Raw genomic sequence first — 24,352 nt, 5'->3', positions numbered from 1 at the left:
AAAAACCCGAGGTCCGTGACATGGAAAACCCAGCCTTTCGACCCTTTGAAACCCTTCTCCCCGAGGATGAGGCGCTGCCCATCCTGCGGAAGACCCTCGCTGGGGCCGATGATGGCGAGATTTTTGTCGAGCGCCACAAGTCCGAAGCCTTGATGTTTGATGATGGCAGGCTGCGCAGCGCCAGCTATGATGCCGCCGAAGGCTTTGGGCTCAGGGCGGTGAACGGCGAAGTCGCAGGCTATGCCCATTCGACCGATGTATCGATTGCCGCCCTGAAACGCGCGGCACAGACCGCGCAGCTGGCGGTTGGCAGTGGCGGCGGTACCTATGCCGATGCCCCGAAACCCACCAATACCAAGCTCTACGGCGATGCCGACCCGATTGGCGATCACGCCTTCCCCGTCAAGGTCGAAACCCTGCGCGAAATTGATGCCTTTGCCCGCGATCTGGATCCACGGGTGGTGCAGGTCTCGGCCTCGATTGCCGCCTCTCTGCAGGAAATTGAAATTCTGCGCGCCGATGGCGTGCGCGTGCGCGACACCCGGCCGATGACCCGGCTGAACATTTCGGTGATTGTCGAACAGGACGGGCGGCGCGAAAGCGGCTCGGCCGGGGGCGGTGGTCGCATCGGCCTGGATGGACTGATCGATCCCGCCGCCTGGGGGGCCAAAGCCAAAGAGGCCCTGCGGATTGCCCTGGTCAACCTAGAGGCCGTCCCAGCCCCAGCCGGAGCGATGGAAGTCGTGCTTGGGCCCGGCTGGCCGGGAATTTTGCTGCACGAAGCCATTGGCCATGGGCTGGAAGGTGATTTCAATCGCAAGGGCAGTTCCGCCTTTGCGGGCCTGATGGGCCAGCGCATCGCCGCCCCCGGCGTCACCGTTCTGGACGATGGCACCATCGCCGACCGGCGCGGCTCCATCACAGTGGATGACGAAGGCACCCCTTCGCAAAAGACCACCCTGATCGAAGATGGCATCCTTGTCGGCTTTATGCAGGACCGCCAGAATGCCCGCCTGATGGGGGGGGAATCAACCGGGAATGGCCGCCGCCAGAGTTATGCCCATGCGCCGATGCCCCGGATGACCAATACCTACATGCTGGGCGGCAACAGCGATCCCAGCGATCTGATCGGCGATATCAAGGATGGCATCTGGGCCGTTGGCTTTGGTGGTGGCCAGGTTGACATCACCAATGGCAAATTTGTCTTCTCCTGCACCGAGGCCTATCGGGTGGAAAACGGCAAGATCGGTGCGCCCGTCAAGGGCGCGACGCTGATTGGCGACGGTGCCACCGCGCTGAAACAAATTCGCGCCCTCGGCAATGACATGGCGCTGGATCCCGGCATGGGCAACTGTGGCAAGGCAGGGCAATGGGTGCCCGTTGGCGTTGGCCAGCCCAGCGTATTGATGGGCGGCTTGACGGTTGGCGGGTCTGCCACCTAAGAGAATCCCTTCGGAAGAAGGTCAGAATTCCATCGCATATTTCCGCCCCCCAGCGGCCCAAGACCAGAAAACGCGTCCATTGTGGTTGCGTTTTTTTGTGTTTTTAACGCCTCATAAGGGGAAAAGTAGGGCAGACTTGTTGCGGCGAATCCAACATTTCACGTTGGATTTCAAGGCCCTGCTGCATCACAACGGAGGTGACTGGAATGCATGACGTCTTTATCAAAAAACTTTGGATAACTTGCAGACATTCACGCCCTGTTAACCATTGCAGGGGTATTTTATTAACAGCAAATAGACGGAGCTGCGGATGACTGAAGAAGCACATTCTTCCACTCACCCCCCACTCCCACCCACCACGGAAGAAACTTTGTTTTCCAGGCTTCGTCTTTTGCGCTCTCGACGCGTAGGGCCGGTAAACTTTTACCGCCTACTATCAGAGTATGGTTCAGCGCAGAACGCGCTGGAAGCGTTGCCTAAAATGGCACGTGCTGCCGGGTTCACAGGGTATGAAACATGTCCTGAACCAGCAGTAGCCAAAGAACTATCAACCGCAAAAGCCGCCAAAGCGCGGCTTTTGTGCTTTGATGACCCCCTTTATCCTGCCCCCCTGTCGCAGCTTGGGTCTGCCCCGCCACTGATTTGGGCGATTGGTGATCTGCATCTGCTGACCCGGCCGATGATTGCCATTGTCGGCGCCCGCAATGCCTCGTCCCTCGGGACGCGCATGGCGCGCAGCCTTGCCAAGGACCTGGGGGCGGCCGGCTATGCGGTCGTTTCCGGACTGGCGCGCGGCATTGACACCGCGGCGCATCTTGCCAGCCTCGACAGTGGCACAATCGCGGTGCTCGCCGGGGGATGTGATGTGATCTACCCGCCGCAAAACACCTCGCTGGCTGAAAATATTGCCGCCAAGGGGCTGATCCTGTCGGAACAACCCATGGGCCAGACGCCCCAGGCCCGGCATTTCCCCGCCCGCAATCGTATTATCGCCGGTCTTTCCCTGGCGGTGATCGTGGTCGAAGCCGCCGGCCGATCTGGTAGCCTGATCACCGCACGCGACGCGCTGGATCTTGGCCGCGATGTACTGGCGGTGCCCGGCCACCCCTTTGATGCCCGCGCCTATGGCTGCAATGCTCTGATCCGCGATGGGGCCATTCTGGTGCGCAACGCCGAGGATGTGATTGCGGCCTTGCCGCCGCTTGGCTCTGATATGCAGCCCAGCCTGCCCGAAGCACCGGTTGCGCAAGCCGCCGCTGACCTGTTTCCGCCAGACACTGCCCCGCCTGCACGCCGCCACAAGGCCCAAGACAGGTTGGGCCAGCCTTCCGCGCTCAGCCAGGCACTGTCAAACCTGCCCGCCGCCGCGCCCGAGATCCGCAGCCTGCAAGAAACCGCAGCGTTGCATCAACAAATTCTGGCCCGCCTTGGGCCCAGCCCCACCGCCTCGGAACAAGTCATGCGAGATCTGAAGGTTTCGCCCCAGACCTTTTCCCCCGCGATCACTGAGCTGGAGCTGGAAGGCAAGATCGAACGTTTCCCAGGTGGGTTCCTGGCCCGCCATGGCACCAAGCCCTAAACGCGGCGCCCCACCGTCATCGCGCCCGCCGCCGCGCGGGACCGGGGCCCAGACTGGCACCGAGATCTGGCGCAGGCCAATCCGCCGAAAACCGGTCGGGAACCCACCCGAAATTATGATCCGCTTGCCCGCAGATTCACCCTCTGCTTCCGGCGTCTGGGCTACGTCCAATGCTCTCTCATTGACATTCTCCCCTTGCGCCGCTGAACTTGCGCAGCCATAGAACGCCCGTTAGTGCACATAAGAGGCCAAAGAATTACATGCCAGTTGTTGTTGTCGAATCCCCGGCCAAAGCCAAAACTATCAATAAGTATCTGGGCTCGGACTACACAGTTCTGGCCTCCTATGGCCATGTGCGTGACCTGCCCGCAAAGAATGGATCAGTTGATACCGACAACGACTTTGAGATGACATGGGAGATTGGCAATGACAGCCGCAAACATGTCAAAGCCATCGCCGATGCGCTGAAAGAAGACAACGAACTGATTCTCGCAACTGACCCTGACCGCGAAGGCGAGGCGATCAGCTGGCACCTGCAACAGGCGCTGACCAAGCGGCGATCAATCAAAAAGGACACCCCCGTAAGCCGGGTGACCTTTAACGCCATCACCAAAGAGGCGGTGGCCGAAGCCATGCGCAACCCGCGCCAGGTGGATATGCCCCTGGTTGAGGCCTATCTGGCGCGCCGCGCGCTGGACTATCTTGTTGGCTTCAACCTTTCGCCAGTTTTGTGGCGCAAATTGCCCGGTGCCCGATCTGCGGGGCGGGTGCAATCGGTCTGTCTGCGCCTGATTGTTGAGCGCGAGATGGAGATTGAAGCCTTCAATCCGCAGGAATATTGGTCGGTCAAGGCCAACCTCGCCACCCCGCGCGGCCAGGAATTCGAAGCCCGGCTTACGGTTCTGGGGGGCGACAAGCTCGACAAATACAGCCTGGCCAATTCCACTGCAGCCGAACTGGCCGTGCAGGCGGTGTCTAGCCGCGACATGGTGGCCCAATCGGTCGAAGCCAAGCCAGCCGCGCGCAATCCGTCTGCGCCTTTCATGACCTCGACCCTGCAGCAGGAAGCCAGTCGCAAGTTCGGCATGGGGGCTAAACAGTGCATGAACACAGCACAGCGGCTCTATGAGGCGGGCTATATCACCTATATGCGGACAGACGGCATCGACATGGCGCCCGAAGCGGTCCAGGAAGCACGCGCTGAAATTGCAACCCGCTATGGTGCCGAATATGTGCCCAGCAGCCCGCGCATCTACAAGAACAAGGCCAAGAACGCGCAAGAGGCGCACGAATGTATCCGCCCCACCGAAATGAGCCGCGATGCCAAGGGCCTGAAGGTATCGGAAGACGACCAGCGCAAGCTCTATGATCTGATCTGGAAGCGGACCCTCGCCTGCCAGATGGAAGGCGCACGTCTGGAACGGACCACGGTTGATCTGGGCTCGGACGATGGCCAGGTGGTGCTGCGCGCCACAGGTCAGGTGATGCTGTTTGACGGCTTCCTTCGGGTCTACGAGGAAGGCCGCGACGATGTCGTCGACGAGGACGACAAGCGTCTGCCGCAGATCATGCAGGGCGAAGCGATGAAGTTTTCCGCCACCATGGGGCCACAGGCCGACAAGGCTGGCAAAGACGCCTCAATCCTGTCGGACAATGCGGCGGTTCTGGGCCTGCAGCACCACACGCAACCGCCGCCCCGCTTTACCGAGGCGACTTTGGTCAAGCGCATGGAAGAGCTGGGCATTGGTCGCCCCTCTACCTATGCCTCTGTGATCACCACGATCCAGGATCGCGAATATGTCCGCAAGGACAAGAACCGTCTCTACCCCGAAGACAAGGGGCGCATTGTCACCATCTTCCTGCTGAACTTTTTCCGCACCTATGTGGGCTATGAGTTCACCGCCAATCTGGAAGGCGAACTGGATGACGTCAGCGCCGGCGGGCGCGACTACAAAGACATCCTGAGCAAATTCTGGCGCGATTTCTCCGCTGCGATTTCAGAAACCTCGGATCTGCGGATCTCGGAAGTGCTGGATGTGCTGGACGAAACCCTGGCGCCGCAACTGTACCCACCGCGCGACGATGGTACCGACCCCCGTATCTGCCCAAAATGCGGCCAGGGGCAGCTGCACCTGAAGACTTCGCGTACCGGCGGGTTTGTCGGCTGCGGCAACTATCCCGAATGCGTTTATACCCGCCCCATTTCAGGCGAAGGCGCCGAGGGCTATGAACGGATTCTGGGCGAGGATGATGGCGATGAAATCCATCTGAAATCCGGCCGGTTTGGCCCCTATGTCCAGCGCGGTGAGGCCACGCCCGAAAACAAAAAACCACCGCGCTCTTCGCTGCCCAAGCAGGGCAAAGATTTCCTACCGGGCTGGGGACCGAATGAGGTCACGCTGGAACAGGCTGTCACCCTACTGACACTGCCGCGTGATATTGGCCCTCACCCCGAAGGCGGTGTCATTTCATCAAATCTCGGGCGGTTTGGCCCCTATATCATGCACCAGCTGCCGGATGAGGAAAAACCGGTCTATGCCAATCTGAAAGAGACGCTGGACGTTTTTGAAATCGGCATGAACCGGGCGATGGAGATGATCACCGAGAAGCGCAACAACCCGGGGCGCGGGCGCCGGACTGCTGCCAAGGCTCTGCGGGAATTGGGCAACCACCCGGACGGTGGCGCGATAAACATCATGGACGGCCGCTACGGCCCCTATGTGAAATGGGAAAAGATCAATGCCACGATCCCGAAAGAGGTCGAGGTCAAAGATGTGACCATGGAACAGGCGCTGGAATGGATCGCAGAAAAGGCAGGCAAATCCGGCACCAAGAAAAAGGCACCGGCCAAGAAGAAAGCCCCTGCGAAAAAAACCGTGGCAAAAAAGCCAGCAGCCAAAAAGGCCGGCACCAAGAAAACCACCGCAGCCCCAAAGGCACTGGCACAAAAGGCTGACGGCACAAAAGGCTGATAGCGACGCCTAAGCCAGTGTTTGGGCCCGCCATCAGCGTATCCGCCCTAGTCATCAGCGGAGCGCTCCCGCCCGGATCTGGTGATCCATTGGATCCCCCTCTCCCGTTGGGCCCAGCGCCGCGCCTTTGGCGCGGCGCGTTTGCTGTATGTCCACCGTGACCTTCCAACTCAAGACTGCGCCCACAGGTTCGCGCGGCTGCGCCGGGCACAGCCCGGCGCCCGGCCCAAGGGTTGTCGGGGTTTTGGGTACCAAAACACCACAAATGCGCGGGAGCCTCCCCCCCTGGCCCTGGCGCTCCGTAGTAATACGCGCGGGTCTCGGTATTATTGACTCTGGGCCGTCTTGGCACCAGAACCAAGCCCAACTGGCAGTTGATGGGAGAACTCGATGAAAAAGATCTATTCCAACGCCGCCGAAGCCCTCGATGGGGTGCTTCATGACGGCATGTTCATTGCGGCAGGCGGCTTTGGCCTCTGCGGCATTCCCGAGCTTCTGCTCGATGCAATCAAGGAGGCAGGCACCAAGGATCTGACCTTTGCCTCCAACAACGCGGGCGTTGATGACTTTGGCATTGGCATCCTGCTGCAGACCAAGCAGGTCAAAAAGATGATTTCATCCTATGTGGGTGAAAACGCTGAATTCATGCGCCAGTATCTGAGCGGCGAACTGGAGCTGGAGTTCAATCCCCAAGGCACCCTGGCCGAGCGCATGCGTGCAGGCGGTGCGGGCATCCCAGGCTTTTACACCAAAACCGGTGTTGGCACGGTGATTGCCGACAACAAAGAGCACAAAGACTTCCCCACTGGCCCCGATGGCGCATCTGAGACCTATATCATGGAAGAAGGCATCTTTGCCGATCTGGCCATCATCAAGGCCTGGAAAGCAGATGCAACCGGCAACCTGGTGTTCCGCAAGACGGCGCGCAACTTCAATGCCCCTGCCGCCACCTGTGGCAAGATCTGTGTGGTCGAGGTGGAAGAGATCGTGCCAACTGGCTCGCTTGATCCAGACAGCATCCACCTGCCCGGCATCTATGTGCATCGCATCATCCAGGGTGATCACGAGAAACGCATCGAACAGCGCACAGTCCGCGCAAAACAGGAGGCTTGATCCATGGCATGGGACCGCAATCAAATGGCCGCCCGCGCAGCGCAGGAACTGCAGGATGGCTGGTATGTGAACCTCGGCATCGGCATTCCAACTCTGGTGTCCAACTACATTCCCGAAGGTGTCGAAGTGACCCTGCAATCGGAAAACGGTATGCTGGGCATGGGTCCCTTCCCCATTGATGGAGAAGAAGATGCCGATCTGATCAATGCTGGAAAGCAGACCATCACCGAGCTGCCGCAGACCGCCTATTTTGACTCGGCGCAGAGCTTTGCGATGATCCGTGGCGGCAAGATCGCCATGGCGATCCTGGGGGCGATGGAAGTGGCCGAGAACGGCGACCTGGCAAACTGGATGATCCCCGGCAAGCTGGTCAAAGGCATGGGCGGCGCCATGGATCTGGTTGCTGGTGTTGGCCGCGTTGTGGTGGTCATGGATCACACCAACAAACATGGCGACAGCAAGGTGCTGAAAGACTGCACCCTGCCTCTGACCGGCCAGAAAGTTGTGGATCGCATCATCACCAATCTTGGCGTGCTGGATGTGGTCGAAGGCGGCCTGAAGATCGTCGAATGCGCCGATGGAGTCTCCGAAGAAGAGCTGCGGGCCGCCACCCAGGCAACCATCGTCAACTGAAACCGGGAAGCGCTGATTTCCGCCGAGCTGGCCGCATTAAGTATCGGCTGCGGTGTTTTCAGACCTTACAGGCACTCCTTGGGTCCATCTGCCTGTGCAGTTGGGCCCTTTTTCACATCTGAACGGCCAAGTCATTGCACCGCCTTCGTGTTTCCAAATCCTGACCTCAACGTAAGGTCAACTGCCATTGGATCCAAAGGCCGGTCTGCGGCGCAAAACCAAGAATACCTGCGTCTTTTTTGATAACATAAAGACCATGTGCACAGATTGCTGCCACAAATACCTTGCCAAGCAGCACAGGTAGTTTATCCGATGGTCCACATTCCAACGATAATACGGCAGGCGCATGACAAACCCCAATGACCTTCCCAAACCGCAACCAACGGAGCGGTCTTCGCGCGATTGGGTGAAAATTCTGGCAAAGTACCGCGAGCCGAATGAACTACGCAGCAGCTTTGAGCTTGGTGTCAGTGCCATCCCGTTTGTCCTGCTTTGGGCCCTGGCATGGTGGGCCCTTTCGATCAGCTACTGGCTGACCTTTGGCATCTCGGTGCTGAATGCGGCCTTTTTACTGCGCCTGTTCACCATCCAGCATGATTGCGGCCATGGTGCCTTTTTCAAGAACCGTCGGCTGAGCGACTGGGTCGGGCGGGTGCTGGGGGTTCTGACTCTCACCCCCTATGACGTGTGGCGCCGCACCCATTCGGAACACCACAGCGCGGCGGGGAACCTAGACAAACGCGGCATGGGCGATGTGCATACGCTGACCGTGGCCGAATACCAGGCGCTGTCGCCCTTTGGCAAACTGCACTACCGGGTCTATCGCAGCCCCTTTACCCTGTTTGGCTTGGGGCCAAGCTATCTATTCCTGTTGCAGAACCGTATTCCGCTGGGGCTGATGAACAGCCTGCGCTACTGGACCAGCGCCATGGGCACCAATCTGGCCATCCTGGCAGCGCTGGCGGTGATCTGGTATTTTGGCGGGCTGCTGCCGCTGCTGCTGATCTTTCTGCCCTCGACCATTCTGGCCGCCACGGCCGGCGTTTGGCTGTTCTATGTCCAGCACCAGTTTGAAACCACCCACTGGGAATCTGCCGAAGACTGGCAGCTGCACGATGCGGCGCTGAATGGCAGCTCTTACTATGTGCTGCCAGCAGTGCTGCAATGGTTCTCTGCCAATATCGGCATTCACCAGGTGCATCACCTTTACAGCCGAATCCCGTTTTATCGCCTGACAGAGGTGATCCGCGATCATTCCGAACTGGGGATGAAGAACCGGCTCACCATCCGAGAAAGCCTGTCCTGTGCCCGGCTGCATCTCTGGGACGAAGATAGAAAACGCCTGTTGTCCTTCTCGCAAGCGCGTGCGCTCTACGGCTGAGCCGAGCAAAACCAATAGACGCGGGGCCATTGAGACTGGCTCCGCTCTCTCTGCCCGCTGCCCCGCAGACGCCTATTTCAATTGGCGAAAAACGCAGCCATCGGAAATCAACTCAGGTGGGGTCAGGCAAAGCGCCCGTGCCACCTGGTAGGCAGCCAGCACCTTGGGGACATAGTCGCGGGTCTCGGCAAAGGGCGGCACACCTTGATGCGCCCGTACTGCGCCCTCTCCGGCGTTGTAACCCGCCAGCGCCAGAACTGCATCCCCCGAGAATTCTTCCAGCAACCAATCCAGGTATTGAATCCCGCCGCTGATATTTTGCGCGGCGTTCAGCGCATCATCAACACCAAAGCGCGCAGCGGTATCCGGCATCAGCTGCATCAGCCCACTGGCGCCCGCTGTGCTCACCGCATCGCTTTCACCTGAGGATTCCACCGCGATCACCGCCAGGACCAGCGCGGGCGAGACCTTTGTCCCCGCCGAAGACAGCAGGATCGGCACCGCCTGCTCTTGTATGATCTGCTGCATCAGCTGCAGGCCTGGCGTCGAAACAGGCGTCGGCGCGCTCTGCAGGGCGGCCAGCGCGCTCTCTAGCCGATTGCGCTTCCCCTCGCCCTCTAGCCCGGCAGGGACCCTTTGCCAGAACCAGCCATAGCGGCCAACCTCTGCTGCGTCCCCTGCCGGACCGCTTGCGGTCTCTGGGCTGGTGACCGTATCTGCGGGCGCTGGCCCGGGCTCGGTAATCTGGATGGTGATCTTTGGTGGTGTGCCCGGCTTTGGCGCGGTGACACGCCGCGCTTCAAAACTGGGAAAAGGCGGCGGCGCCGATTTGGCGCGATCCGCCCCCCTGCCATTATCGGTGCCACTGCCAGTCGCGCCGCCACTTTGCTGGGCTGCGGCAGGTTCTGGAGCCTGGGCCAGGGCAAGAGCTACACATAGCACCTGCAGCCCCAATAATGGTCTCTTGGTCATATCCGTGCTCGCTCAAAGGGTCTTTTGCCCAGCAGACTCGCTGATCCCGGCGACAAAAGCCAGTTTTAGCGGGGAAAATCGGGCAAAATTGCCTTATTTCGCCCCTTATGCCCCTGAACGGCCTCTGAGATTGATAAAAGGTAAAGAAATAAAACCTACATTATCAATTAGTTAAAACTCCCCTTGCGGAAAAGTTAAATTTGGGCGGGGTTTTCCAGATTCCAGCCCAAATGCTGCCATGCTCTCCCGGCTATATATATTCATCCAAGCGACACAGGGTCGGTGAGAGAGAGAGACAGACCCTGAAACAACGTCGTCAGGACATCGAATATATTTAGTGATCCTTTGGAGGGACAACACAATGATCAAGTTCATCAAAAACTTCCGTAAAGACGACTCTGGCGCCGTGACTGTTGACTGGGTTGTTCTGACCGCTGCCGTTGCTGCCCTGGCCGGTGCCGCATACACTGCCATCGAATCCGCCACCGACACCGTTTCCGCCGACACCGCAACCTTCATCACCAGAACTGGTAGCAATACCGTTGGTGTGGATGGCGCGAATGCAACCGTGACGCCATAAGGTCTTGTCTCCTAGGCTATTGGCTTAGGCCTGCATAAGTTCCGAGGCCACGTCTTTTGCGAAGGACGTGGCCTCTTGTCCTAGGCTGAACGATTGCGAGGGTGCTATGAAAAAGTTCTGGTTGTTCATTGCCAGCGATGACGGCGCCGTAACCGTAGACTGGGTGGTAATGACCGCAGTTGTGGTTCTACTGGCTACCATTATCTACACAACGATGCCCACTGCGATCTCTACCGTAGCGGAGAATACTAAAATCTACCTGGAAAGCATCGATTTCTTCTGACGCCTCCGCCAGCCAGGCTAATGCAGAATGCAGAGCCTCCCCTGTTCCCACGACACAGCTCCGACCTTGCCAGGGAACTCTGGTCGGGTATGGACTAAAATTGAAAGGTCTCAACCATGCGCGCAGTGTTTGGATTAGTCCTGATTGTCGGGGTCGCCCTCGCCGGTGGCGCCGTGATGATGGCCAAGAACTACATCACCGCCTACCAGACTGAGCTTGCCCGGGAACGCGCCAATCGTGGCCAAGTGATCCCGACAACAGATGTATTTGTTGCCAACAAGCCCCTGAAATACGGCGAACGCCTGACAAAAGAGGCCGTGCGCAAGGTGCGCTGGCCCAGCGAATCCATCCCCGAGGGCGCCTTCACCTCGCTTGACGAGTTGTTTCCCCCGGCCAATCCCGGCGATCTGCGCGTTGTGCTGCGGACCATGGAAAAGGACGAGGCCCTGCTGACCGCCAAGCTGACCAAGCCTGGCCAGGGTGCCGGGATTACCTCGCAGTTGCGGCGCGGCATGCGCGCCTTTGCGATCAAGGTTGATGTGTCCTCTGGCGTTTCCGGCTTTTTGCGCCCCGGTGATCGTGTCGACGTTTACTGGACCGGGTCGGTACGCGGCCAAAGTGGTGGTGGCAATCAGGACATTACCCGACTGATTGAACCCAGCATTGAACTGATCGCCGTTGACCAAAGCGCAAGCTCTGAAACCAATGGTGCAACCATCGCCCGTACCGTGACCGTTGCGGTCCAGCCCGGACAGGTTGCGGCCCTGGCTCAGGCACAGACAACCGGACGGCTGTCGCTATCGCTAGTTGGGGCCGGTGACGATACCGTTGCTTCTGTCATAGAGGTGAACCAGCGCAGTCTTTTGGGGCTGGGCGAACGCCAGACACCAGAGCCGGTAGAGCAAAAACGCGTCTGTACCATCCGCACCCGGCGCGGCGCAGAGGTGGTCGAGATCCCGATCCCCTGCACCAACTGATCGGGACTGATGCCCCAGGGGCCACCATCTAGCCCCGGCAATAACTGATGTGTTCTCAACAAATTGCCCCATGTGCCGAGCCGCCCAGACAGGGGGGCTCGGTTTTGTCTGTTGCTGCCGACCCACAGCAAAGCCGCCTCAGAAGCCATTGATTCTTGCAATAATTCACGAATTGCAGCACAGTGCCTCACAACACCGGGCAAAAAGACCCGAAATCGAGGCGTGATCGGAAAGGCAGGTCACATGAAAATTCGTAGAATTATGACGGCGGCGCTCACTGGGCTTTCGCTGCTCTGCATGAATGCGCCAGATATGGCGCAGGCCAATGGGCTGCGGGTTGTCAAACGCGGCACCTCTGTCACCCTGGACGTACCAATGAACCGTGCGGTGGTGGTCGAAAGCGACGACCCCTTTGCCGAGCTGAGCATTGCCAACCCCAATATCGCCGATATCTCATCCCTATCGGATCGCACCATCTATGTGCTGGGCAAATCGCCGGGGTTGACGACGCTGACCCTGTTGGATGCCTCTGGTCAGTTGATCACCAATGTGAACGTACGGGTTGCGGCCGATGTGTCTGAATTCAAACAGCGCCTTGGCCAGATCCTGCCCGGTGAAAAGATCGAGGTCCGCACCGCCAATGACGGTATCGTGCTGTCCGGCAATGTCTCTAGCGCGGCCCGGCTGCAACGTGCCCTTGATCTGGCCGAACGCTATGCCCCTGAACGCGTCAGCAACCTGATGAGCGTCGGCGGTGTGCAGCAGGTTATGCTCAAGGTACGCTTTGCTGAAATGCAGCGCTCGGTCTCCAAGGCGCTGCATTCGTCAATCGCCCTAGGCAGCCAACACGGCAATACGGCTGGCGAGACCGGGCAATTTCTGGTTGGCAGTAATGGCCTCGGCAGCCCGCTCGAAGTCAAAGACGGCATTGCCGGTGCCCTGGCCTTTCAGTTTGGCATCGGATCCATGCAGGTCGGCCTGCTGCTGGAGGCTCTTGAGAAAAAGGGGGTGGTTCGCACCCTGGCCGAACCAAATCTCTCGGCCCTTTCAGGCCAGGAGGCCAAGTTTCTTGCGGGCGGTGAATATCCGATCCCGGTGGCACAAGAGGGCGGCACGTTTTCCATTGAATTCAAACCGTTTGGCATCGAGCTGAACTTTATTCCCCGTGTGGTTGATGGCGATCTGATCAACCTGGAACTCCGCGCGGCCGTTTCCGCCATCGACACCACCAATTCCGTCACCACCGGCGGGGTGGAAGTCAGCGCCTTTTCCCGGCGCGAAACCTCTACCACGGTTGAATTGCGCGACGGTGAAAGCTTTGCGGTGGCTGGTCTGGTGCAGGATGATTTCCTCGACAACAGCTCGCAGGTACCTTGGATTGGCGATGTGCCCATTCTTGGCAGCCTGTTCCGCAGCGCCGACTATCAGCGCAATCAGACCGAACTGGTGATCATTGTCAGCGCCCACCTGGTCACGCCCACCCGTGGCGAAGCCCTCAGCCTGCCGACCGATCGCATCAAGCCGCCAAGCGAGGCCGAACTGTTCCTGCTGGGCCGTACGGCCAATACACAGAAAGGCCCCGCCAGCGAAGTCGCCAGGCAAGACTTCAACGGCTCTTACGGCTATGTGATGGACTGATCTAAAGGATGACCGGGAAAATGATCAAAAGCATGACCCTCGTTGGGCTGGTTCTTAGCATCACAGCCTGCAGCTATAACCAAGCGGGAGAGACCTTGGATGAAAGCCTTCTGGGGGCCTCGACGCGCAATAACGCCGCGATGATGAGCGGCGAAAATGGCTATGCCATCCAACTGGCGACGCGCTTTGCCGAGGAAGTCCCAACCACCATCAACTTTGCTTTTGATGACGCCAGACTGGACGGCGAATCCCGCGCTGTTCTGGATCGTCAGGCCGGCTGGATCAAGCAATTTCCCGAAGTGCGCTTCCGCGTCTATGGTCATACCGATTCTGTTGGCAGCAGCAGCTACAACAAACGCCTGGGCCTGCGCCGCGCTCGCGCTGCCGTCAACCATCTGGTCAGCCGTGGCATCAGCCGCAATCGCCTAGAGGCCATGGTATCGCAGGGTGAAAGCCAGCCCCTGATCCTGACCCAACAGGCCGAGCGCCGCAATCGCCGCACAGTGACCGAGGTCAGCGGCTTCCTGAAGCGCCATCCTACGGTTTTGGACGGGAAATATGCGCAGATAGTCTACCGCGACTATGTGGCCAGCGCCGTGTCCACTACCACGCTCACGTCCAAGCAAGCACTGAGCGCCAACCTAGAATAGGTAAGGTTCCTTTAATAATTCCCTACATTTGGGGCTTTTTGGCCCCAATCTTGCCCAGATCTTCATCGACATTAAGCCTCAGAGGTAACCTGCGTTCCGTCTTACGTCAGGCTACTTTGAAACCAAGAGGATGATGTCGATGAGCAGTGAAGTATCACAAACAGAAACCCCTGCCATTGTCGCCTGCACCATCAGCCGCGACGTGCAGAACTTTGACCTCTTGATTGAAGATATGGAAGCGGCCCTGGGCGAGGCTTGGGGCGATCTGGGCTTTAACGAAACCCTAGCGTTCTTTGCCCAACCTGAAGCCGAAACGCTCGAATTTGTCGCCCTGGCGATGGATGGCGAAGACGAAGCTAACCTGGCCCAGATGGGAGAGATCATCAGCCAGGCCAAGGCGCGCGACATCAAGGTAATCCTGATCGCCGAAGAGGTCAGCCCAGCGGCGTTGCATACCCTGCTGCGCCAGGGGGCCGATGAATTTATCCCCTACCCGCTGCCGGAACGCGAATTACAGGCGGCAATTGACCGGCTGAGCACCCCTGAACCAGAGCCCGTCGCTGCAAGCACCCTGCACCCGCTGAAGAAAAATGCCCGCCGTGAAGGCGCGGTTGTCGTTTGCCATGGGCTGGCCGGGGGCACTGGTTCGACCACCCTGGCCGTGAACCTCGCCTGGGAACTGGCAGAAATGAGCACGCAGAAATCGCCTTCGGTCTGCCTGTTGGATTTCGATATGCAGCAAGGATCTGTATCCACCTATCTGGACCTGCCCCGCCGAGAGGTGGTGATGGAGATGTTCAACGAAACCGAAAACATGGATGCCGAAATGTTTGGCCAGGCCCTGTTGCCGTTTCAGGAAAAACTGCAGGTTCTGACCGCCCCCAGCGAAATGATTCCGCTCGAATACATCACAGTCGAAGATGTGGAACGCGTGGTGGAAATGGCCCGCAGCCATTTTGATTTTGTCGTCATTGATATGCCTCATACGCTGGTGCAATGGTCTGAAACCATCCTGCAGATGGCGCATGTATATTTCGCCCTGATCGAGCTGGACATGCGCTCTGCCCAGAACGCGCTGCGGCTGAAACGGGCACTGCAATCCGAAGGCCTACCTTTTGACAAGCTGCGCTTTGCCCTGAATCGGGCGCCAAAGTTCACCGATCTCAGCGGTAAAAGCCGGGTCAAACGGATGGCCGAAAGCCTGGACATTGCCATCGATCTGCAACTGCCCGATGGCGGCAAGCCCATCACCCAAAGCTGCGACCACGGGCTGCCGCTGGCCACATCCAACGCCAAGAACCCTCTGCGCAAAGAGATCGCCAAATTGGCGCGCTCTCTGCATGATCTGGGGGCCAGTGAGGCCGAGGCCGCCGCCTAGTTTCGAACCTCTGAAACGTCATAGAGCAACCTTGGGGGTCTCTCATGTTTTCCAAATACAAGAAGCCAATCGCAAAACCAAAAGCAGAAACCGCCAAACCAGCGGTCCCAGCCCCTGCCCCCGCGTCGGCTGACAGGCCAAGCGCCAGCCTGCGCCGCCCCACAACCGCGCGTATTGCCGCCGAGGCCACAGCCCAGGACAAGGAGCGCAAACGCCAGGAGCGACTGAGCGACATCAAGGTTCAACTCCACCGCGATCTTCTGGAAAACCTCAATCTGGCAGCCCTAGAAACCGCCCCCGAAGCAGAACTGCGCGGCGAGATATCGGCCATCGCCTCAGAGCTGCTTGAGGAAAAGGGCGTTGTACTCAACCGCGAAGACCGAATGACCCTGAACAAGGAACTCTACGACGAGGTTACCGGCCTTGGCCCGCTAGAGACCCTGCTGCAGGATGACACCGTCAGCGATATTCTTGTCAATGGTCCGCATCAGATCTTTATCGAGCGCAGCGGCAAACTGCAGCTGAGCAATATCGCCTTCAAGGATGAAAAGCACCTGATGCGGATCATCGACAAGATCGTCTCGGCCGTTGGTCGCCGGGTCGATGAAAGCCACCCTTATGTCGATGCCCGCCTTGCCGATGGTTCGCGTTTCAACGCTATGGTGCCCCCGGTCGCAGTGGATGGCTCGCTGGTTTCGATCCGGAAATTCAAAAAAGACAAGCTGGGCATTGATGACCTGGTTGAATTTGGCGCCTTCACCGAAGAAATGGCAGCCTATCTTCAGGCGGCCGTCTCTACCCGGCTCAATGTGATCGTCTCGGGCGGGACTGGCTCTGGTAAAACCACCACGCTGAACGCGCTATCATCGTTCATCGACAATTCAGAACGTATCCTCACCATCGAAGACACCGCCGAACTGCAGTTGCAACAGACCCATGTGGGCCGGATGGAAAGCCGCCCGCCCAATGTGGAAGGCAAGGGCGAAGTTTCCCCGCGCGACTGTCTGAAAAACGCCCTGCGGATGCGGCCTGATCGCATTATCGTTGGCGAAACCCGTGGCGAAGAAGTCATCGACATGCTGCAGGCGATGAACACCGGCCACGACGGGTCGATGACCACCATTCACGCCAACTCGGCGCGCGATGGGATTTCGCGACTGGAAAACATGATCGCCATGGCCGGCATGGAAATGCCAATCAAAGCAGTCCGCAGCCAGATCTCGTCAGCGGTGAACGTGATTGTACAGGCCTCGCGCCTGCAGGATGGCTCTCGCCGCATGACTTCGATCACCGAAATCACAGGCATGGAAGGCGATGTCATCTCGATGCAAGAGCTGTTCCGCTTTCAGCGCGTTGGCCTGACGCCGGATAACAAGATTATTGGCCATTTCACCGCCAGCGGTGTGCGCAGCCACTATTCCGAGCGCTTCCGTCTCTGGGGCTACGATCTGCCGCCGTCGATCTATGAACCCAGCCAAGTGGAGGTCTGAACATGCAACTGAGCGCAGAGCCGGTCATCTATCTATTGATCTTTGTTGGGGTGGTAGTGCTGGTTGAAGGCATCTACCTGGTGGCCTTTGGAAAATCCATCCGGCTGAACAATCAGGTCAACCGTCGCCTTGAAATGATGGAAAAGGGCAGTTCCCGCGAACAGGTGCTAGAGCAGCTGCGCAAAGAGATGGGGCAACATGGGAAATCCAAAACCATCCCGCTCTACTCCTTGCTGGCGGAACGGGCACAGAAGGCGGCAATTGCCTTTAGCCCCAAGCAACTGATGCTGATAATGGCGGGCCTTGCCACCTTTGCCTTTATCGGGCTGAGCATCGGCACCGGCACCCCCCTGCCCGCGCGGATCCTGGCCGCGATTGTCATCGGCATTGGCGGTGTGTTCTTCTGGGTCAACAAAAAAGCCTCTAAACGCATGAGCATGATTGAAGAGCAACTGCCCGACGCGGTTGAACTGATGGTGCGCAGCCTGCGCGTCGGCCATCCGTTCAATTCGACCGTGCAGATCGTCGCCAATGAGATCGAAGACCCGCTGGCCACCGAATTTGGCATCATCGCAGATGAAAGTACCTATGGCCGCGATATTGGCGAAGCCCTGAAGGAAATGGCCGAACGGCTTGATATTCAGGATCTGCGGTTTTTGTCGGTGGCAGTGACCATCCAGCAGCAATCGGGCGGCAACCTGGCCGAAGTTCTGGCCGGCCTGGCCAAGGTGATCCGGGCGCGGTTCCGGCTGTTTCGCCGGGTCAAGGCGATCACGGCCGAGGCCCAGTGGTCAGGAAAATTCCTGTCTGCCTTTCCCTTGCTGGCGCTGATTGCCACCCTGGTCAAGGATCCACACTACTACGACGGCGTCATGGATCACCCCTGGTTCATTCCTGCCTGTTTCTTTGTTGGGATCATGCTGACGATCAATCTGATTGTCATGCGCGTCCTAACCAACATCAAGGTATGAGGAGCACGACATGAGCATCCTGACCACAGCAGAGACCTTCCTGACCGACCAATTTGGCGCCTTTGGCCCGCTTTTGGTGCTGGGGGTACTGGGCGTGTTCATGGTTCTGCTGGCCGTTGTTTTGCTGCTGAACCAGCCCGAAGATCCACTCAGCAAGCTGCAGCGCGACATCGCCCCCGGCCCCCACAACAAGCCGCAAACAGAGCGCCTGCGCCAAAAAAACCGCAACGAGCAGCTACAAAAATTTGCCAGCTTCCTGGAGCCACAAAACGCCGAAGAGCTCTCAGCGATGGAGTTGAAGCTGCGCCAGGCGGGCTATGGCTCTAAGGATGCAGTGCGGGTGTTTCACTTCGCCCAGATGGCCCTGGGGTTGCTTGGTCTGGCGGCCGGACTGTTCTATGTCTATGTGCTGAACGCCGATTTCAAATTCGACACCCAGGCCATGGTATTGCGGATCATTGGCCCCGGTGGTGCGGGCTATCTGCTGCCGAAATACTGGGTCACCCGCCGCATTGCCGAGCGCAAGGAAGAAATCGAGTCCGGTTTCCCGGATTCGCTTGATATGATGCTGGTCTGCGTTGAAGCCGGTCAATCATTAGATCAATCCATCGTGCGCGTTGCTTCTGAATTGCAGGCCTCCTACCCGCAACTGGCCTTTGAATTTGAAATTGTCGCCCAGGAAATGAAGGCCGGCAAGGACAAAGAAAAGGTGCTGCGCGACATGGGCACCCGCTGTGGCGTGCAGGATATTTCTTCTTTTGTGACCGTGATGATCCAATCTGCAGCCTTTGGCACCTCGATCGCCGAAGCGCTGCGGGTCTATGCCTCCGAAATGCGAGATAAACGGGTCATGCGCGCCGAAGAGGCTGCAAATAAGTTGCCAGTGAAGATGACCATCGCCACAATGATGCTGACGGTGCCGCCGCTGCTGATAATTCTCGTTGGTCCGTCGATGCAAAATATTGCGAATATGGGCAACGCTGGCAACTGATGATGATGACATTCAAGCGGATCTTTTCCGTTTTCCGATATGGACCGCGCGCTGCCGCCCTTGCCTTTTGCTGGGTGGCAGTTGGCTGTTCCCCGGCTGCAATTTCCGAAAATACCTCTGACACCTGGGCCCCCGGCGTCGATACCCGACAAGAGGGCGAAGATCCGCTGGTGGTGGGGCATCGCCTGATGGCGGCCGAAGAATACGAACTGGCCCTGGATGCCTTTACGCGCGCCACGCTGGACCATGGGCTGACGCCGGAAATCCTGTCCAGCCTCGGCTCTGCCAATCTTGGGCTTCGGCGGTTGGGTCAGGCCGAAGACCTACTGCGACGCGCAGCCAAAGCCGCCCCTGACTGGGCTGCCCCGTACAATAATCTGGGGGTCGTGCTGCTTGAACGCGGTAAAACCGCCGAGGCGGTGCAGATTCTCAAGCGCGCCTATGCGCTCGACAATGGCGAAAGTGACGCAATTCGGGATAATTTGCGTCTGGCCCTCGAAAAATTTGAAAATACCCCCCATACTGTGCCGCAAAGCACCGAAAACAACATCTATAAGTTGGTGCAACAGGGCGGGGGAAGCTACGCAATTCGCAAAACCCCCGATCTCTAGAGGCAGAGAAGCAAAGGGACGCAAAATGCGCCACGTATTTCTAACATCTGCATGTCTGGCAGGCGCGCTGGCACTGTCAGCCTGCGAAAAAGATGCGGATGAAACCGTTGAACGCGCCTTTCAGGACGTCAATGTCATTGACGAAAGCAATCTCAACGACGTGATGATGACGGTGGCTGATCCCAATCAGGCGGTGAACTACTTCCGCGACACCGTCAAAGACAGCCCCGACAGGATCGACCTGCAGCGCGGCCTGGCCGTTTCGTTGATCCGTGCCAAGCGCAACACCGAAGCAGTGGCGGCCTGGAAAAAAGTAGTCGCTCTGCCAGAGGCAACCAACGATGATCATCTCGGCCTGGCCGATGCCCAGATCCGCACTGGCGACTGGGACGGCGCCAAGGTCGCATTGAACGCCATTCCGCCCACCCATGAAACCTACCAACGCTATCGCCTAGAGGCCATGGTGGCAGATGCCAATGAGGATTGGAAACGCGCCGACAGTTTTTATGAAATCGCCGCTGGCCTGACCACCAGACCCGCCAAGATCATGAACAACTGGGGATATTCCAAGCTGACCCGCGGCGACTACAGCGAAGCAGAGCGGCTGTTTGGCGAGGCCATCCATCAGGATCAAAGCCTGTTCACCGCAAAGAACAATCTGGTTCTGGCCCGCGGCGCACAGCGCAATTATGATCTGCCAGTGATGTCCATGACCCAGACCGAACAGGCCAAGTTGCTGCACACGCTGGCGCTTGCAGCGGTAAAACAGGGCGATGTAAAGACGGGCGAAGGCCTGCTGCGTCAGGCCGTGGCCACCCACCCGCAACACTTTGAGGCCGCAGCCAAGGCGCTGGACGCTCTGGAGAACGGCTGATCATGGTGGGGCTTGTCGGCTCGGCCGAAGTCGCCCGCTGGTTCCTGCCCTTTGTGCTGCCCCTGTGTTTTGCGGCCGCCTATACCGACCTGAGCATGATGCGCATCCCCAACTGGATCAATGACAGCCTCGGTGCGGTCTATGTAATCCTTGGGCTGTTCATCATGCCGACTTGGGCAGACTATGGCTGGCAATTGCTGCATCTGCCGATTGGCGTGGCGCTGGGGTTTGTGTTCTTTTCTGCCGGCGTCATGGGGGCAGGTGACGCCAAATTCATCGGCGCGGCTGCGCCGCTGGTTGTCCTGGCCGACCTTCCCGCCCTGATGATGATCTATTCTGCCAACCTGCTGGCCGCCTTTGCCACCCATCGCCTGACCAAATTCACCCCCCTGCGCAGCCTCGCCCCCACTTGGGGCAGTTGGAGCGCCGGCAAGAAATTCCCCATGGGCTTTAGCCTCGGCGGGACCCTGGCCATCTATCTGATCCTGGTGGCCAGTTTCGGGCAATAACGCTAGCCAGGGTTTCGCAAAAACTTGTGTCGGCAAAGTCGCCAAGAGCGCGCTATCGGAGCCTAAAAGCACAGGTCCAGGAACGGCGCATCAAGTTCCAAATGCAGCACTGTCATCGTAGCGATCGCCATTTGAAGCCCCCCTCGAAGGCAGTGATACGATGTTTCCAGGCTGGGTGCTGAACCTATCCACCTGCTGCGCCAGATTTGTTGCATCATTTGCCAGAATTTGGCTTGCTGCTGTGGTCTCTTCCACCATGGCTGCGTTTTGCTGCGTCACCGCATCCAGCTGGCTTACACCGGTATTGATTTCTTCCAGTGTTATCGATTGTTCCTGTGCACCACGGGCGATATCAGACACATGCCCTGAAATATTGCTGACATTGCTGATAATGGAATTCAGCTCAACTCCGGCTTTGCCAACCAGCTCCACCCCTTTGTTCACATGACCGGAACTTTCTGCGATTAGCTGTTTGATTTCTCCAGCAGCCTCCGTGGATCGTTGTGCCAAAGCCCGGACCTCCGAGGCAACCACGGCAAAACCACGTCCTGCTTCGCCTGCACGGGCCGCTTCGACCCCGGCGTTCAGGGCCAGAAGGTTTGTCTGGAAGGAAATATCGTCGATGACTGAAATGATATGAGAAATCTTGTCTGAGGATCCGCGGATATTATCCATTGCGACAATGGCATCTTGCACAACTTGATTGCTGCCTTTGGCGGCTGCTGTTGCAGCGGCAACAATATCTTCGACCTGCTTTGCACCCTCAGCTGCGGACCGTACGGTCGCTGTCAGTTCTTCAAGCGCTGCTGCGGTTTGTTCCAGGGTCGCCGCCTGTGTCTCGGTTCGGTTTGACAACTCCGAGGTTGATCCGTTGATTTCCTGAGCCGTGGCGGAAACTGCCACAGACACGGTTTTGACAGTCTCCATGGCCTCTGAAAGCTGTTTCATTGCTTGGTTCAGCGACCGGCCCAGAACACTTAGGTCCTCCAGACTAGAGATCTCAACGTGATGCGCTAGGTTCCCACTGGCCATTTCCGCCAAACCGCTGGCGATGTCCTCGGTATCTTTTCTACGTTGGGTTACATCGGTGGCCAGCTTGATGACATAGTCAACAGTTCCATCAGCCGCCAGAACAGGGGCGTAGGTTGCCTGGATCCAGATTTCCTCTCCGCTCTTGGTCACCCTTGGGAACTGGTCTGTAAAAAATTCACCCGCAGCGAGGTTTTTCCAGAACACCCTGTAGCTCTCTGTCTTGACGTATTCAGGGTCGAGAAACATAGAATGATGTTTCCCAACGATCTCATCCAGATCATATCCCAATGCTGAAAGAAAATTGTCATTGGCTTTCAGGATTGTTCCATCTGTTTTAAACTCAATAACCGCTTGAGTGCGGTCAATGACGTCCATGAATGCTCGTTTCTCTGCCAGTTCCCTGGCCTCGTCGCGTCTTTTTGAACCAAACAATGTCATCAACCTTATCCCAAATAACAACGCCTTACTAAGCAGCAGTATGTGACCCCTGCACCTAGAAAGGCTTAACACTCCCCGCTTCTCCTCAGGGTAGAAATTTAGGCGTATTTGGCCCCCCTTTAGTATAGAACTGAGACCTATTTCCCCTATTAAGTGCAGCCAGGCCATGCCCACAGCAGCATGGGTTACGAATCACTAGGACAAAATCCGCCTGTGCGAACCGCTGCCGGCCGAGGTTTTCCGGTTAAGGTCAAGCCCTCCTGGTCCTTGCCCCACCCCGTAATCAACAAAGCCTCTGATGGTTAAGCTTTCACCACCCGACCCTCTGAAAATGACCGTCGGGCGTGGACTGCAGGTATTGGCTCCAATCCATTTCAAATCTGTCGTACTGTACCGCCAAAATGCTTTGGCTTTGCCTCAGTCTTGCCGCAGTGGTGAATAGACTGTTGCGCAAGCCCCCTGCCCCCCGTTGGCAGGCCCCGACACCTTTGCGATCAGATGAGCAGGCCACCAGATGAATATGCACGACAGCCCCGTAACGGCCCCCCCCGCCCCCAAGGGCTTGGTGCAGATGCAACTTCCCATCGTGATGATGCGAGATATCCTGCTGAAAACGATCTACCGCAAAAACGTCAATGTCGTCAGTGAGGTGGCCGAGGCCATTTGCTTGCCCATCCCCGTCACCCAAGAGCTGATCGACCTGGCCCGCGAACACAAACTGCTGGAGGCCACTGGCACGCTCAACGCCAATAGCGGCAATGAAATGGGCTATCAGCTGACAGATGCGGGCAAGGCGCGGGCGCAGGATGCGCTGAGCCAATCTGAATACTTTGGTGCCATGCCAGTGCCTCTGGCGGTCTACCGCGAACAGATCGAACGCCAATCGATCCGCAATATCATGGTCACCCGTGCACAGCTGGTCAGTGCCATGGGCCACCTGGTGCTACCAGACAGCCTGCTGGACCATCTGGGGCCGGCAGTCAGCGCCGGGCGCTCTATCCTGATGTATGGCCCCCCCGGCAACGGCAAATCCTCGATTTCAAACGGCATTCGCGATGCCCTGGGCGATCATGTCTATGTGCCGCGGGCGATTGAATATGCCGGGCAGGTGATCACCGTCTATGACCCGATCGTACACAGCCTGATAGAGGAAGCCCCCGAGGACCCCACCGCCCTGCGCCGCCCCAAACGGTTTGACAGCCGCTATGTGAAATGTGAACGCCCCACGGTGATCACCGGTGGCGAGCTGACGTTGGATATGCTGGATCTGGTCTACAACCCCACCGCGCGCACCTATCAGGCGCCACTGCAGCTGAAATCAACCGGTGGCATCTTCATCGTTGATGACCTTGGACGGCAGGCAGAGCCGCCCCAATCGCTGGTTAACCGCTGGATTGTACCGCTGGAAGAAAACAAGGATATCCTGGCCCTTCAATCCGGGGAAAAGTTTGAGGTGCCCTTTGACACGCTGGTGATCTTTTCCACCAACTTTCACCCCAATGAGATCTTTGACCAGGCAGCGCTGCGGCGGATCTTTTTCAAGATCAAGATCGACGGGCCGAACCAGGAAAACTTTCTCAAGATCTTTGCCATGGTGGCACGCAAGCGAGGCATGCCGCTGAACGAAGGTGCGCTGGTGCATCTGCTGAAAGCAAAGTACCCGACAATCGACAACATCTACGCCAATTACCAACCGATCTTTCTGATCGATCAGATGATCGCCATCTGCGAATTCGAAGGCATCCCCTATCAGATGACCCCCGAACTGATCGACCGCGCCTGGGACAATATGTTTGTCAAGGACGAGCATATCGTGAAGTAGAGGCGCTGGCCCATTC

General features: G+C 58.1%; 20 protein-coding genes. 18 read left to right on the top strand and 2 right to left on the bottom strand.

Annotated features, from left to right (window positions below):
- Nucleotides 1–20 precede the first annotated feature (20 nt).
- From tldD to LRK71_RS11375, 6 genes are all read left to right on the top strand, one after another.
- Complete coding sequence (tldD, locus tag LRK71_RS11400; RefSeq protein WP_232403752.1) at nt 21–1,442, top strand: metalloprotease TldD; 1,422 nt, start codon at nt 21–23, stop codon at nt 1,440–1,442.
- A 310-nt stretch (nt 1,443–1,752) separates the two neighbouring features.
- Nucleotides 1,753–3,021, top strand: a complete 1,269-nt coding sequence (gene dprA, locus LRK71_RS11395; protein ID WP_232403736.1) for a DNA-processing protein DprA — start codon at nt 1,753–1,755, stop codon at nt 3,019–3,021.
- A 260-nt stretch (nt 3,022–3,281) separates the two neighbouring features.
- Complete coding sequence (topA, locus tag LRK71_RS11390) at nt 3,282–5,993, top strand: type I DNA topoisomerase (protein WP_232403731.1); 2,712 nt, start codon at nt 3,282–3,284, stop codon at nt 5,991–5,993.
- Between the two features lie 390 nt (nt 5,994–6,383).
- Nucleotides 6,384–7,106, top strand: coding sequence for a CoA transferase subunit A (locus LRK71_RS11385; protein WP_232403728.1), 723 nt, complete (start codon nt 6,384–6,386; stop codon nt 7,104–7,106).
- Nucleotides 7,107–7,109: 3 nt separating this feature from the next.
- Entirely contained in the window at nt 7,110–7,739 is a 630-nt protein-coding gene (locus tag LRK71_RS11380) for a 3-oxoacid CoA-transferase subunit B (protein ID WP_232403725.1), read from the top strand.
- 346 nt (nt 7,740–8,085) lie between these two features.
- A complete protein-coding gene (locus tag LRK71_RS11375) occupies nt 8,086–9,120 on the top strand; it encodes a fatty acid desaturase (RefSeq protein WP_232403723.1) in 1,035 nt (344 codons plus the stop codon).
- Between the two features lie 72 nt (nt 9,121–9,192).
- Here LRK71_RS11375 and LRK71_RS11370 read toward each other — a convergent pair whose 3' ends face one another.
- Entirely contained in the window at nt 9,193–10,092 is a 900-nt protein-coding gene (locus tag LRK71_RS11370) for a lytic transglycosylase domain-containing protein (protein WP_232403721.1), read from the bottom strand.
- 361 nt (nt 10,093–10,453) lie between these two features.
- On the opposite strand from LRK71_RS11370, the gene LRK71_RS11365 reads away from it, so the two are divergent.
- The 11 genes from LRK71_RS11365 (at nt 10,454) to LRK71_RS11315 (ending at nt 21,044) form a co-directional block, all read left to right on the top strand.
- The gene (locus LRK71_RS11365; RefSeq protein ID WP_232403719.1) at nt 10,454–10,672 is read left to right on the top strand and encodes a hypothetical protein; all 219 of its coding nucleotides are present in this window, start codon (nt 10,454–10,456) and stop codon (nt 10,670–10,672) included.
- 399 nt (nt 10,673–11,071) lie between these two features.
- Nucleotides 11,072–11,932, top strand: a complete 861-nt coding sequence (gene cpaB / locus LRK71_RS11360; protein WP_232403717.1) for a Flp pilus assembly protein CpaB — start codon at nt 11,072–11,074, stop codon at nt 11,930–11,932.
- Between the two features lie 243 nt (nt 11,933–12,175).
- Nucleotides 12,176–13,570, top strand: a complete 1,395-nt coding sequence (locus tag LRK71_RS11355) for a type II and III secretion system protein family protein (protein WP_232403715.1) — start codon at nt 12,176–12,178, stop codon at nt 13,568–13,570.
- A 20-nt stretch (nt 13,571–13,590) separates the two neighbouring features.
- Complete coding sequence (locus LRK71_RS11350; protein WP_232403713.1) at nt 13,591–14,220, top strand: OmpA family protein; 630 nt, start codon at nt 13,591–13,593, stop codon at nt 14,218–14,220.
- Nucleotides 14,221–14,359: 139 nt separating this feature from the next.
- Complete coding sequence (locus LRK71_RS11345) at nt 14,360–15,598, top strand: CpaE/TadZ family protein (RefSeq protein WP_232403711.1); 1,239 nt, start codon at nt 14,360–14,362, stop codon at nt 15,596–15,598.
- A gap of 44 nt (nt 15,599–15,642) precedes the next feature.
- The gene (locus LRK71_RS11340; RefSeq protein WP_232403703.1) at nt 15,643–17,088 is read left to right on the top strand and encodes a TadA family conjugal transfer-associated ATPase; all 1,446 of its coding nucleotides are present in this window, start codon (nt 15,643–15,645) and stop codon (nt 17,086–17,088) included.
- 2 nt (nt 17,089–17,090) lie between these two features.
- A complete protein-coding gene (locus tag LRK71_RS11335; protein ID WP_232403701.1) occupies nt 17,091–18,059 on the top strand; it encodes a type II secretion system F family protein in 969 nt (322 codons plus the stop codon).
- A gap of 10 nt (nt 18,060–18,069) precedes the next feature.
- Nucleotides 18,070–19,050 carry a type II secretion system F family protein gene (locus LRK71_RS11330; protein WP_232403689.1) on the top strand — a complete coding sequence of 327 codons (981 nt, stop codon included), beginning with the start codon at nt 18,070–18,072 and terminating at the stop codon, nt 19,048–19,050.
- A 2-nt stretch (nt 19,051–19,052) separates the two neighbouring features.
- Nucleotides 19,053–19,661 (top strand): tetratricopeptide repeat protein, encoded by a 609-nt coding sequence (locus tag LRK71_RS11325; protein WP_408636001.1) that lies wholly within the window; start codon nt 19,053–19,055, stop codon nt 19,659–19,661.
- 25 nt (nt 19,662–19,686) lie between these two features.
- The gene (locus LRK71_RS11320) at nt 19,687–20,535 is read left to right on the top strand and encodes a tetratricopeptide repeat protein (protein ID WP_232403687.1); all 849 of its coding nucleotides are present in this window, start codon (nt 19,687–19,689) and stop codon (nt 20,533–20,535) included.
- Nucleotides 20,536–20,537: 2 nt separating this feature from the next.
- Complete coding sequence (locus tag LRK71_RS11315) at nt 20,538–21,044, top strand: prepilin peptidase (RefSeq protein ID WP_232403677.1); 507 nt, start codon at nt 20,538–20,540, stop codon at nt 21,042–21,044.
- Nucleotides 21,045–21,134: 90 nt separating this feature from the next.
- Here the strand turns inward: LRK71_RS11315 and LRK71_RS11310 are convergent, their stop codons facing one another.
- Nucleotides 21,135–22,514: a methyl-accepting chemotaxis protein gene (locus tag LRK71_RS11310; RefSeq protein WP_232403675.1), complete on the bottom strand. Its 1,380-nt coding sequence runs from the start codon at nt 22,512–22,514 to the stop codon at nt 21,135–21,137.
- A gap of 514 nt (nt 22,515–23,028) precedes the next feature.
- On the opposite strand from LRK71_RS11310, the gene LRK71_RS11305 reads away from it, so the two are divergent.
- The gene (locus LRK71_RS11305; protein WP_232403673.1) at nt 23,029–24,336 is read left to right on the top strand and encodes a DUF8689 domain-containing protein; all 1,308 of its coding nucleotides are present in this window, start codon (nt 23,029–23,031) and stop codon (nt 24,334–24,336) included.
- Nucleotides 24,337–24,352 lie beyond the last annotated feature (16 nt).

This window comes from Pseudophaeobacter flagellatus (assembly GCF_021228235.1).
GTDB classification, from domain to species: Bacteria; Pseudomonadota; Alphaproteobacteria; order Rhodobacterales; family Rhodobacteraceae; genus Pseudophaeobacter; species Pseudophaeobacter flagellatus.
This window is presented reverse-complemented; position numbering and strand designations above follow the sequence as displayed.